Raw genomic sequence first — 10771 nt, forward strand, 5'->3', positions numbered from 1 at the left:
GCCCCTCACCCGGGCGGGGCGGCCCGCTGCTCCTCGGCGGCCGCCCCGCCGGACTCCTCGCCCGACTCCTCGCCCAGCTCGTTGCCGAGCTCCTCCCGCAAGGACCGCTGGAACGCCGTGACCAGCGCCTGCGCCACCATCGGCTGGATGTGATCGGTCAGCGCCTTCATCCGCTGCACGTCGTCCGGCGCCGGCTCGCTCTCCCGGTACGGCTTCCACACCGTCTCCCGGAACAGCCGCTGCAGCTCCCGCGCCGTCGCCCGGCTGTGCTCCACCACCACCGCGCGCGCCGCCACCAGCGTGTCCAGCGGGATCGGCACGTCCAGGATCCGCACCCCCAGCGGCAGCAGCCCCGGGTCCACCCGGAACACCTCCGGGTCCGCCGTCCGCTCCAGCGCCCCCATCGCGGCCAGCCGGTCCACCTGCTCCTCCGACAGCCGCCGCCCGGCCCGCCGCTCCACCTCGGCGCGGCCCGCCTCCTCCGGCACCTCCGGCGTCCACGACGCCACCAGCGCCCGGTGGATCGCCAGGTCCAGCGGCGTGGTCCCGCGCGGCAGCCGCGCCAGGTACCGCTCGATGGCGGCCAGCGTCAGCCCCTGCCGCTGCAACTCCTCGATCAGCCCCAGCCGGTCCAGGTGCTCCGCCCCGTACCACCCGACCCGCCGGGCCCCCAGCACCGGCGGCGGCAGCAGCCCCTTCGTCCCGTAGAACCGGACCGTCCGCACCGTCACCCCCGCCCGCGCCGCCAACTCGTCCACCGTCAGCCGCACCTCCACCTCCGGCCTCCCGCCTCGTAGCAGCACCACTGTGACACCAGGAGTGTGACACCGCTGTCGCACCGGGTCCACGCCCCGAACGCGGGCGGGCCCGCGCTCCGGTGGGGATCGCGGGCCCGTGGGCGGCGGGTGGGTGTCAGGCGGCGAGGTCGGGGTGGTGGCGGCGGGTGACCTCGGGGTGGGCGCGGGTGTAGCCCTTCCACTCGTTGAAGCCGAAGTCGGCGTAGAGCGGGTTGGCCGGGTCCTGGGTGGTGCCGGGGGCGTGGTGGGCGAGCGGGAAGTCCAGCGGTTCGACGTGGGCGTCGAGGCGGGGGTTGTAGAAGAACGGGACGGAGTAGCGCTCGCGGGCGCCGGGCGGGCTGACCACGCGGTGGCTGGTGGCCTTGAGGTAGCCGTCGGTGGCGACCTCCAGCAGTTCACCGAGGTTGACGACGAAGGCGCCCTCCAGCGGCGGGACGTCCAGGAAGGAGCCGTCCGGGCGCTGCACCTGGAGGCCGCCGACGGTGTCCTGGAGGAGCAGGGTGATGAAGCCGTAGTCCTTGTGCGCGCCGACTCCCTGGGCGGCGCCGTCGGGTGCGGTGCCCGGGTAGCGGACCAGCTTGAGCCGCAGGTGCGGGTGCCCGGCGAAGGCGGGGTCGTAGAAGTCGGGGCGGGCGCCGATCGCGGCGAGGAGTTCGTGCAGCAGCGTGCGGGCGACCGCGCCGAGCCGGTCGATCCAGGCCAGTGCCGCGGTGCGCAGCTCGGGGAGCGCGGCGGGCCACTGGTTGGGGCCCTCCAGCCACCAGTACGGGGGCTCGCCGGCCGCGGGCACGTGCGGGGGCAGTTCGGCGCCGATGTCGAGCTGGTCGCGCCAGTCCCGGCTGCCGCCGGTGCGCTCGTCGCCGGTGCGGGTGTAGCCGCGGTAGTGCGGGGAGTGGAGGTTGGCGACGGCGAGGCGCTCGGCCTCGGGGAGGGCGAAGAAGGCCCGCATGGCGTCGGTGAGGGCGGCCGTCTCGGCCGGGGTGATCCCGTGGCCGACGAGCTGGAAGAAGCCGACGCCGGTGGCGGCGGTCCGCAGTTCGTCGTGCAGGCGGGTGCGGCCCGCCGGGCTGCCGCCGGCGAGCGAGAGGTCGATCACCGGAAGCGCGTCGACGGGGGCTTCGAGGGTGGGCTGGTGCTGCTGCGTCATGGGTGACATCCGCTGGGTCTCGTCCCGGCCGGCTCCGGTGGTGACCGGGAACGCCGGGGACGCGCCTGGTGCGGCGGCCGTGCCCGGGGCCGGGAGGGGGGAGCGCGGCCGCTGCGGGCCGCGCTGAGGGGAGGGGTACGAGGTTCAGCCGGAGCGTCGACAGGACATGCTGGTCACGCGGAGCAGGTCCACGTGGCGGCGGCGAACGAGAAGGAGCACCTCACCAGCGTAGATCACCCGTTCGGGTGCGGGCTGCGGAGCCCGCGGAGGCGGGCGCGCGCGGGTCCCGTCCACCCGCCCGCGCCCGCCGTGCCCGCCCGGCCCCCGGCGAGGCCGTCCGGGCGGTTCAGGAGGCTCAGGCGGGCAGCGTCGCCGCGTACGCCTCGATGGCGTCCCGCTGGTACTCGGCGAGCCCCGGGGCGATCGACTCGTACGCGGCCCGCCACGGCTCGTTCTCCACGCAGGCCCGGCCCATCGCCCGGAACTCCTCCGCGGAGACCGGCTGGATCGCGGCGAGCGCCCGGTACTGCCCGGCGACCTCGGCCCGCACCGCCGCGGCGTCGACCGGCTCACCGGCGGCCATCAGCTCGGCGAGCCGGACCATCAGCGCGGTGCGCTCGCGCTGCCCCGCCTCGATCTCCTCCGCGCTCAGCTCCGCGGTGACCCGCTCGGTGGCCTCGGCCAGCTCGGGGAACGCGCGCACGCCCTCCTCGTAGTCGGCGGCCCGGACTCCCTCGAAGAGGTTCTCGGGCCGGTTGATCGCGGTCATCGGCGTACCGTCCTTCCTGGATCGCTCCAGATCGGAGATCGTGCGGGCGACCGTGGCGGCCAGCGCGTCCAGACGGTCGCGCTCGGCGAGCAGCCGGCGGTGGTGGCCGCGCAGCGCCTCCAGCTCGTCCACCCGGGTGGCCAGGATCCGGCCGATCTCGGACAGCCCCAGGCCCAGTGCCCGCAGCACGAGGATCTGCTGGAGCCGCAGCAGCTCCGACTCCCCGTAGTAGCGGTGGCCGTTGGCGCCGACCCCGGCGGGCGGCAGCAGCGCGATCTCGTCGTAGTGCCGCAACGTCCGCGCCGTCACTCCCGACATCCGCGCCACATCGGCGATCGGCCAGCCGGCCATCCCGTTCTCCCTCACGTCTCTCACCGGGGCCGGTTCCTCCGGCCCTGCCCAGGACGTTAGAGGCTGCCGCTGCGGCAGCTTCAAGTCCGGACCGCCGTCGGCCTTGACCTGAAGCGGACTTGAGATCCGACGATGGTCGGCATGAACACCGACGCGAACACCACGATCACCGCGGGCCCGGCCCGCACCGGGAACGCCCTCCTGGACGCCGGCTCCGCCGAAGCCGAGATCGCCGCCATCCAGCAGGTGGTCGCCACCGTCCAGCACGCGCAGGCCAATGAGCTGGTCGAGGAGTTCGTCGGCCTCTTCCGCGCCGACGCGATCTGGACCACCGGCCACGGCAGGCTGCTGCGCGGCCGGGAGGAGATCGCCGAGTTCACCCGCACGGTGCTGCCCGGGGCCGTCGTGGGCAGCGGCAGCACGGCCGTGTACGAGGTGGTGCACGTGTTCTTCCTCCGCCCCGACGTCGCCGCCGTCAAGGTGCGCCAGCGCTACCTCGACGGCGGCGGCGGGCAGGTCGGGGAGGAGGGCAGCCCGCTCTACGTCATGGCCAAGGAGGACGGCCGATGGCTCCTCACGGCCTGCCAGAACACCGTTGTCCGGGGATCCTGATCCCTCTTCAACGCCCCTTCAGGTAGGCGGCGGCGGTCGCGCGGAGGTGGTCGTGCAGGCCGTCGTAGGCGCGGGTGCGGCCCAGGAGGGACTTGGGGAGCTTGGCGGCCATCGTGTAGTTGGTGTCGCACACGTTGGCGGCCGGGGCCAGGCCGGCCTGGCTGACCAGCTGGTAGGCGTCCAGCAGGTCCAGGCCGAGCAGGTCGGCGCTCCAGGTGACGAGGTCGTGCTGGCTGATCCGGAAGGCGTCCTCCAGGGGCCGGGCCGAGCCGGTGGAGATCAGGTGGTGGTCGCTCTCCAGGCGGGGCCAGGCCGGGCCGCCGCCCTTGATCAGGTCGACCACCACCGTGGTGCGCATCGCCGTCTCGACGGCCGTTCCGCAGACCTCGCCCTCGCCCTGGCGGGCGTGGCCGTCGCCGATGGCGAGCAGTCCGCCGGGCACGTTGACGCCGAAGTAGGCGGTGGTGCCGGCCCGCATCTCGGGCGTGTCGAGGTTGCCGCCGTGCGCGCCCGGGGTGATCGACATCAGGGTCTCCCCGCCGGCGGGCGCGACGCCGACGGTGCCGTGCATCGGGTCCAGCGGGAGTTCGGCGGTGAAGTCGCTGTTGCGGGCCCGGAACCGGCAGACGCCGGCCGCGGTGTCCAGCTCGTACACCCAGACCCGCTCCTCCAGCGGCGCGTGCAGCATCGCGGTGGAGTGGGTGGTGGTGAGCGCGCCGAAGTGCGGGAAGGTGCTGGAGACGCCCCAGTCGCGGGCCGGGGTGATCTCCACGAAGTGCACGGCCAGGGTGTCGCCGGGCTCGGCGCCGGCCACCGCGATCGGTCCGGTGACCGGGTTGAGGTAGGGGAACTCGCAGACCGCGCTCGGCAGGTCGGCGAAGCCGCGGACCCGGCCGCCGAAGCAGTCCTCGGTGGTCAGCTCGACCACCGTGCCGGGCTGGACGGTCACCAACGGGGTGCGTCCGCCGAAGGTGTAGGCGTAGTCCTCGGGCTTGGGCGAGAGGGTGACGACGTCGGGCAGGTTCACGGGGTCTCCTTGCCGGGGGAGGAATCGGGGGTGGCGTCGGAGGCCACCGCGGCGAGGTTCGGGCGGCGGCCGGACAGCAGCAGCCCGGTCAGGACGAGTCCGCCGATCGCCAGCCAGACGAAGCCGAGGCGCTGGGCGGCGATGTCCGCGTTCACGACCACGTACGCCAGGATCGCGAAGCCGATGACGGGGGCGATGAGGTGACGCCACCAGTCGCGGCTGCGGCGGCGGAACACGTAGTGCACCACCACGGACACGTGCAGGACGAGGAAGGTGGTCAGCGCGCCGAAGTTGACCAGCGTGGAGAGCAGCGTGATGCCGTCCTCGCGCGAGGCGGTGTAGAGGCCGAGGACGAGCGAGACGCCCGCGGTCAGCAGGGTCGCGTTCACCGGGACGCGGTGGCGCGGGTGGACCTTGGCGAGGAAGGCGGGCAGCTGGCGGTCGCGGGCCATCGCGAACAGGAGTCGCGAGGTGGCCGCCTGGGCGACCAGGGAGTTGGCGAAGCCCCAGGCGACGGCGGTCGCGGCGGCGGTGACGGTGGCGAGCCAGCCGCCGGCGGCGACGCGTGCCGCGTCGTAGAAGGCGGTGCCGTCCGGGTCGCCGTCGGCGATCAGCGCGGCCGGGTCCGGGACGAGCAGCGAGGCGATCCAGGTCTGCACGATGAACAGCGAGCCGGCCAGCAGCAGCGCGGCGATCATCGACTTGCCGACGGCCTTGGCGGAGTCCTTGTTCTCCTCGGAGAGGGTGGAGATGCCGTCGAAGCCGAGGAAGCTCAGCACCGCCACCGACACCGCGCCGAAGACCAGGCTCCAGGAGAACGTCTGGGAGTTGTAGACCGGGGTGAAGTCGAAGCCGCGGCCCTTGCCGGAGGCCAGCGCGGCCAGGCCGAAGCCGATGAACACCACCAGCACGACCAGCTCGCCGATCAGCATCGCCTTGTTGACCTTCGACGTCATCTCGACGCCCAGGTAGTTGACGGCGGTGTTCAGCAGCACGAAGCCGACCAGCCACAGCCAGACCGGCACCGCCGGCACCAGCGAGTTCATCGCCACGCCGGCGATCAGGTAGAGCAGGCCGGGGACGAGCACGTAGTCCAGCAGGATCATCCAGCCGGACAGGAAGCCGACCGGAGCCGCGATGCCGCGCCCGGCGTAGGTGTACACCGAGCCGGCCATCGGGAACGCCCGGGACATCTGGGCGTAGGACAGGGCGGTGAACATCATCGCCACCATGCCGAGCACGTAGGCGAGGGCGACCATGCCGCCGGAGCCCTGGAAGACGCTGCCGAAGATGCCGAAGGGGGCGATCGGGACCATGAAGACCAGGCCGTAGACCAGCAGGTCGGTGAAGCGCAGGGAACGGCGCAGCTCCTGTTTGTAGCCGTAGCTCTCGATGCCGGTGCTGCTGCCGGTCCCGGTGCCGGTGCCGGTGGGTGAGGCGGGTGCTTCGGACATGTGGGGGCTCTCTTCCGTGACGACCCGTGGCGGGGCGACCCGAGGTGGTGGGGAGACACTAGAGCCAGTTATTTCCAAATGGAAGGGATTTGCGAATCCAGTCCACATGGCGGGCACCGCACCCGGTGGGCATCGCACCTGGTGGGAGGCGCACCTGGTGGGAGGCGCTACGGCAGGACCGTGAACCCGAGTCCGTCGGCCCGCGCCAGGTGCACCCCGTCGCGGGCCGGGCCCAGCGGCGCCCGTGCCCACGCCCGCCGCACCGCCGCGCCGTCCCCCCGCAGCAGCCGCGCCGCCGACCGTCCCAGCCCGCCGTCCGCGACCAGCTCCCCGCGCGCGGCCAGCGCCGCCAGCAGGTGCAGCCCGTCGTACAACCCGACCGCGTAGGCGTCCAGCACCGGCGCGTACGGCCCGAACACCGCCCGGTGCTGCTCCGCCAGCCGCATCCGCCGCTCCTCCGTGAGCGAGACGAACGACGGCATCACGGCGTACAGCGTGCCGGTGCCGTCCCCGCCGTACGCGAGCAGGCTGTTCTCCTCCAGCGCGACGGACAGCCGCACCAGCCGGCGGTCCAGCCCGGTGCGGCGCAGCGCCCGGTTGAACCGGACCAGGTCGGCGCCGATCAGGCTCAGCAGCAGCGCGTCCGCCCGCTCCGCGCGCAGCGCGTCCAGCAGCGGCTCCAGCGTCCGGTCCGCCGTCCCGAACGGCAGGTGCCGCTCCAGCACCACCCGCGCCCCGGCCCGGGCCACCGCCTCCCCGGCCGCCCGGTGCATGGCGTACGGCCAGATGTAGTCGTTGCCGACCAGTGCCCAGCGGCGCAGCCGGTGCCGCTCGGTGAGCCGCTCCACCACCCCGTCCAGCTGGCGCGCCGGGTCCGCCCCGGTGCAGAACACGCCCGGCAGCCGGGCCCCGCCCTCGTGCGGCGGCGTGTACACGTACGCGGTCCGCCCGGTGGTGACCGCCTCCAGCGCCCGGTGTACATCGCTGGAGTGGCAGCCGGCCACCGCGTCCACCGCCCCGGCGTCCAGCAGCAGCTCCACCTCCCGGGACACCGCCGCAGGCGTGCCGCCGCCGTCCACCAGCACCAGCTCCAGCGGCAGCCCGCGCACCCCGCCGCCGGCGTTCACCTCGTGCGCGGCGAGCAGCGCCCCGTCCAGGGCCGAGGGCCCGGTCAGGCCGAGCGTGCCGGACTGCGGCACGACCAGGCCCACCCGCAGCGCCGGCGCCTCCCGGGGGAGGTACCGCGCGTCGAGTGGCTCCAGCAGCTTCACGTCGGCGGTCATCGCTTGCGAGTATCGTCATGCCAGCCGATCCGGCCAAACGGGACCGAACGAGGACCGAACGGCCGGAACCGGCGACCGGGACCAGCGACGGGGAAAAGAGACACGGCCATGACACCACCAGCCACCACCCCCGCCACCACTCCCGAGGCCGTCTCCATCGACCAGCCGCTGCTGATCGAGCTCCTCACCGTCGCCCAGCGCCGCCTCGCCCGCGACCTCGCCGCCCGCCTGGAGGCCGAGGGCTGCACCCTCGACCAGTGGCGCGTCATGCGCGCCCTCGCCGAGGGCACCGGCCGCTCGATGGGCGAGCTCGCCCAGGCCCTGCTCATCCCGCAGGCCAGCCTCAGCCGCATCGTCGACGCCCTCACCGAGGCCGGCTGGGTCTACCGCCGCCAGGACGAGCGGGACCGCCGCCGCGTCACCGCCCACCTGTCCCGCGTCGGCCACGCCCGCCTCACCCGGCTCGACGCCCTCGCCGCCGCCCATGACGCCGCCGTCCGCACGGCCTGCGGCAGTCACGACCCCGGCCCGCTGCTGCGCCACCTCACCGGGGTGTAGCCGGTACGGCGACCGGCTACACCCCGGTGAGCCGCGGTTCAGCCGTTGTGCGTGCCCTGCTTGCCGGGCACACCGTGCTCACCCTGATCACCGTGTCCGCCGTGCTCGCCGCCCGCCGCCGCGGCGTGCGGGAACGGGCAGCCGCCGGAGGCGGACCCGGTGCCGGCCTTCTCCTCGAAGGTCCCCAGGTCGCTGATCCGATAGCCGTACGGATACCCGGGGTAGCTGCGCACCTGCCAGCCGTCCCGCCCCAGGTGCGGCCTGCGGCGCGGCGGCAGCAGCCGTACGAAGCGCCCGCGCAGCCGCATCCCCTCCCGGACGGCGCGCCGCAGCGCGGCCGGCGGGGCCGGGTAGCCGAACGCCTCGCGCAGCGGGTCGTCGAGCAGGCAGAGCGAGGAGATCCGCATCGACGGCCGCAGCGGCGCCGGGTACCAGGAGACCATCAGGCCGAGCGTGGCGTCGGAGACCGCCCGGCTGCCCGGGTCGAAGGCGAAGTGCTCGCGCTCGTAGTCGTCGAGCAGCCGCTCGAACTCCTCGTACGTCTCCGGTACGCCGCTCAGGCCCATGTGCCGGCCCAGTTCGCGGTAGTAGTTGACCGAGGCCCGGATCTCGTGCGGGGACAGCCGGCGCCAGCCGTAGTCGTCCATCCAGCGCTTGGGCGTCACCACGAAGGTGGCGAGCACGTACCGGAAGTCGTCGTTCGTGATGTCGTACCGGCGGTGCATCTGGTTCATCCGGCGGATCGCCTCGCGCCCCTGGGAGGAGTCGAAGCCGTGCTCGATCACCGCCTCCAGGATCAGCGTGGTGTCGTCGTAGCGCTTCTGGGCGCGGCCGGTGAACTCGCCGGTCCGGGCGAGCAGTCGGCCGATGCTGGGGACGGCGTAGGTGCGGTAGAGCGCGAAGCTGAGCGACTGGGTGTAGTCCCAGGGAAACTCGTACCAGCTGCTGATCCGGTAGATCTCGGTGAACTCGGTCTCCGGGTCCATGCGCTGAATCTTCTTCAGCCAGTCGTATCGCTGCACGGATCCCGACCCTAGGGGCCGTCCGGGGCCCGGTCAACGGCGGCGCTTCCCGGGGAGCCGCTCACCTTCCCCCCGGAGTTTCCGCCGGGGACGTCGGGATCGCGCGGCCCAGCGGGAGGAGGTACTGGATCGGCTCGTCGAGGTCGTCGAGCGAGAGCAACTCGTGGGCGAGGTCGTCGAAGAGCCCGCCCAGGGGCGTGGTGCCGAGGCCGAAGGCGGTGGCGGTGAGGAGGAGGTTCTGCGCCAGGTGCCCGGCCTCGACGAGGCCGAGACGCAGCGCGCGCAGGCCGTAGCGGCGCCGCAGGTGGCCGAGGTCGAGGTGGATCGCCAGGACCGCGGGCGCCTCGTCCACCATCAGCGCCTGCGGGTCCGAGGCCGGGCGGGAGAGGTAGTAGGAGAGGGCCTTGAGCTGGTCCGGTTCGGGCGCCGGACCGATCGGGCGCAGGCAGCGCAGCGTCGGGACGCAGTGGTAGGTGCCGGCCGGCAGGCCGTCGACGGCGAGGGCGAGCAGCCGTACCCGGACGGCGTGCATGCCGCCCGCGCTGGGGTAGGGGCGGTCGCCGGTGGGGCGGTTCGGCGCGCAGGCGGACCAGAGCAGGCCGCCCAGCTCGCCGGCCGTGAGCGGACCGGTCAGCCGGCCCCGGGTGGAGCGGCGGCCGAGCAGCGCGTCGGCGAGGGAGACGGCCGGCAGCGGGTCGGCGGGCAGCGGCACGTCGTGCGGGGACGGCCGCGGCGCCTCGACGGGCGGCACCTCAGGCAGCGCGGTGTCCTCGGGGCGCCCGATCTGGAACTTGCTGCGTTCCAGGTACTGGAAGTCCGGGGCGTCCGGACCCTGGGGGAAGAAGCCGAACGGCCGGTCCGTCTCCAGGAGCGTCCGGCCGGCGAGCCGGCAGACCGCGCGCTCCTCGTCCGGCCCGACCCCCAGCCGGTTGAACAGCATGTGCAGCTGCGAGGCCCACACCTGGAAGAGCTCTTGCCCGGACGCCTCCGGCGCGCCGGACCGCATCCGGGCGGCGGCCTCCACGACGTGGGCCGACCAGTCGCCGAGCCAGGGCGCGGCGGTACCGGTGTCGAGCGCCTCGCGCAGGGCCGCGGCGCGGCGGGCCAGGGTCTGCCGCTGCTGGGCGAACACCGCGTTCACCCTGCTGTGCACGGCGGCCCCGGGCAGCGGCCGGAACTCCGTCACCCAGCGCCAGGAGGCGGAGTGGCGCCGCAGCCAGCGGGCGGCGGCGAGCTCGTCCATCCCCAGGGCGTGGGCCGTGGTGTGCGCCAGGTCCAGGGCGGGCGACAGCCGGGCGCCGGGGGCCGGGCCGAGGGCGCGCAGGGCCCGGACCGCGGTGCGGGTGGAGTGGGTGAACAGCTCCTCGGCGACCGGCAGCAGCGCGGGCCCTCCGTAGCGCTCGGTCTCCGGTTCGTACGGGACGGCGGTGACCTCCCCGTGCCGGGCCGCCCACGGACCGTCCGGCGGGGTGCGGAGGGAGGCGAGCCGGGTGAACTCCTTCGCGAGGGTGTCCGCGCGCCCGGCCGTCCCCCGGAAGCGGATCCGCAGGTGCGGGCCGCCCTCGCCGTAGCGGATGAAGAACCAGCCGGGGTCCGCGTCGCGGTCCATCAGCGGCGCGAGGTCCTCGGTGACGAAGGCGTCGGTCTCGTGGGCGGGCAGCGGCAGGGCCAGGTGCAGGCTCTGCCAGGGGGCGGCCGGCGGCTGTCGGGTCGTCATCGCGTCCTTCCCGGACGGCAGGGGAGTCGGGCGG

General features: G+C 74.2%; 10 protein-coding genes. 2 read left to right on the top strand and 8 right to left on the bottom strand.

Features of this window, described 5'->3' with window-relative positions; genetic code table 11:
• Positions 1-5 precede the first annotated feature (5 nt).
• The 3 genes from ACFU9E_RS09745 to ACFU9E_RS09755 all read right to left on the bottom strand — a co-directional run bounded on the left by ACFU9E_RS09745 (position 6) and on the right by ACFU9E_RS09755 (position 3064).
• On the bottom strand, positions 6-776 hold the full coding sequence (locus ACFU9E_RS09745) for a MerR family transcriptional regulator (protein WP_380681422.1): 771 nt from the start codon (positions 774-776) through the stop codon (positions 6-8).
• Positions 777-912: 136 nt separating this feature from the next.
• Positions 913-1944, bottom strand: a complete 1032-nt coding sequence (locus ACFU9E_RS09750) for an isopenicillin N synthase family dioxygenase (protein ID WP_380681424.1) — start codon at positions 1942-1944, stop codon at positions 913-915.
• A 355-nt stretch (positions 1945-2299) separates the two neighbouring features.
• Positions 2300-3064, bottom strand: a complete 765-nt coding sequence (locus tag ACFU9E_RS09755) for a MerR family transcriptional regulator (RefSeq protein WP_380681454.1) — start codon at positions 3062-3064, stop codon at positions 2300-2302.
• A gap of 141 nt (positions 3065-3205) precedes the next feature.
• Here ACFU9E_RS09755 and ACFU9E_RS09760 point away from each other — a divergent pair, with 141 nt between their 5' ends.
• Positions 3206-3676, top strand: a complete 471-nt coding sequence (locus tag ACFU9E_RS09760; RefSeq protein WP_380681426.1) for an SgcJ/EcaC family oxidoreductase — start codon at positions 3206-3208, stop codon at positions 3674-3676.
• A 7-nt stretch (positions 3677-3683) separates the two neighbouring features.
• Here the strand turns inward: ACFU9E_RS09760 and ACFU9E_RS09765 are convergent, their stop codons facing one another.
• From ACFU9E_RS09765 to ACFU9E_RS09775, 3 genes are all read right to left on the bottom strand, one after another.
• The gene (locus tag ACFU9E_RS09765) at positions 3684-4703 is read right to left on the bottom strand and encodes an acetamidase/formamidase family protein (protein ID WP_380681428.1); all 1020 of its coding nucleotides are present in this window, start codon (positions 4701-4703) and stop codon (positions 3684-3686) included.
• Positions 4700-6157, bottom strand: a complete 1458-nt coding sequence (locus ACFU9E_RS09770; protein WP_380681430.1) for an APC family permease — start codon at positions 6155-6157, stop codon at positions 4700-4702. The genes ACFU9E_RS09765 and ACFU9E_RS09770 overlap by 4 nt, the downstream gene beginning before the upstream one ends.
• Positions 6158-6324: 167 nt before the next feature.
• Positions 6325-7440 (bottom strand): ABC transporter substrate-binding protein, encoded by a 1116-nt coding sequence (locus ACFU9E_RS09775; RefSeq protein ID WP_380681432.1) that lies wholly within the window; start codon positions 7438-7440, stop codon positions 6325-6327.
• Positions 7441-7548: 108 nt separating this feature from the next.
• Here ACFU9E_RS09775 and ACFU9E_RS09780 point away from each other — a divergent pair, with 108 nt between their 5' ends.
• Positions 7549-7998 carry a MarR family winged helix-turn-helix transcriptional regulator gene (locus tag ACFU9E_RS09780; RefSeq protein ID WP_380681434.1) on the top strand — a complete coding sequence of 150 codons (450 nt, stop codon included), beginning with the start codon at positions 7549-7551 and terminating at the stop codon, positions 7996-7998.
• 38 nt (positions 7999-8036) lie between these two features.
• Here ACFU9E_RS09780 and ACFU9E_RS09785 read toward each other — a convergent pair whose 3' ends face one another.
• On the bottom strand, positions 8037-9020 hold the full coding sequence (locus ACFU9E_RS09785) for an oxygenase MpaB family protein (protein ID WP_380681436.1): 984 nt from the start codon (positions 9018-9020) through the stop codon (positions 8037-8039).
• A gap of 61 nt (positions 9021-9081) precedes the next feature.
• On the bottom strand, positions 9082-10737 hold the full coding sequence (locus tag ACFU9E_RS09790) for a thiopeptide-type bacteriocin biosynthesis protein (RefSeq protein WP_380681438.1): 1656 nt from the start codon (positions 10735-10737) through the stop codon (positions 9082-9084).
• Between the last annotated feature and the right edge of the window lie 34 nt (positions 10738-10771).

The sequence above is a fragment of the Kitasatospora sp. NPDC057595 genome, assembly GCF_042800875.1.
GTDB lineage: Bacteria > Actinomycetota > Actinomycetes > Streptomycetales > Streptomycetaceae > Kitasatospora.

What these genes read in the sequence shown, in the direction of transcription:
- ACFU9E_RS09780 (WP_380681434.1), top strand. Translation starts at nt 7,549, where the DNA reads ATGACACCACCAGCCACCACCCCCGCCACCACTCCCGAGGCCGTCTCC.
- ACFU9E_RS09755 (WP_380681454.1), bottom strand. Translation starts at nt 3,064, where the DNA reads ATGGCCGGCTGGCCGATCGCCGATGTGGCGCGGATGTCGGGAGTGACG.
- ACFU9E_RS09750 (WP_380681424.1), bottom strand. Translation starts at nt 1,944, where the DNA reads ATGACGCAGCAGCACCAGCCCACCCTCGAAGCCCCCGTCGACGCGCTT.
- ACFU9E_RS09770 (WP_380681430.1), bottom strand. Translation starts at nt 6,157, where the DNA reads ATGTCCGAAGCACCCGCCTCACCCACCGGCACCGGCACCGGGACCGGC.
- ACFU9E_RS09760 (WP_380681426.1), top strand. Translation starts at nt 3,206, where the DNA reads ATGAACACCGACGCGAACACCACGATCACCGCGGGCCCGGCCCGCACC.
- ACFU9E_RS09790 (WP_380681438.1), bottom strand. Translation starts at nt 10,737, where the DNA reads ATGACGACCCGACAGCCGCCGGCCGCCCCCTGGCAGAGCCTGCACCTG.
- ACFU9E_RS09775 (WP_380681432.1), bottom strand. Translation starts at nt 7,440, where the DNA reads ATGACCGCCGACGTGAAGCTGCTGGAGCCACTCGACGCGCGGTACCTC.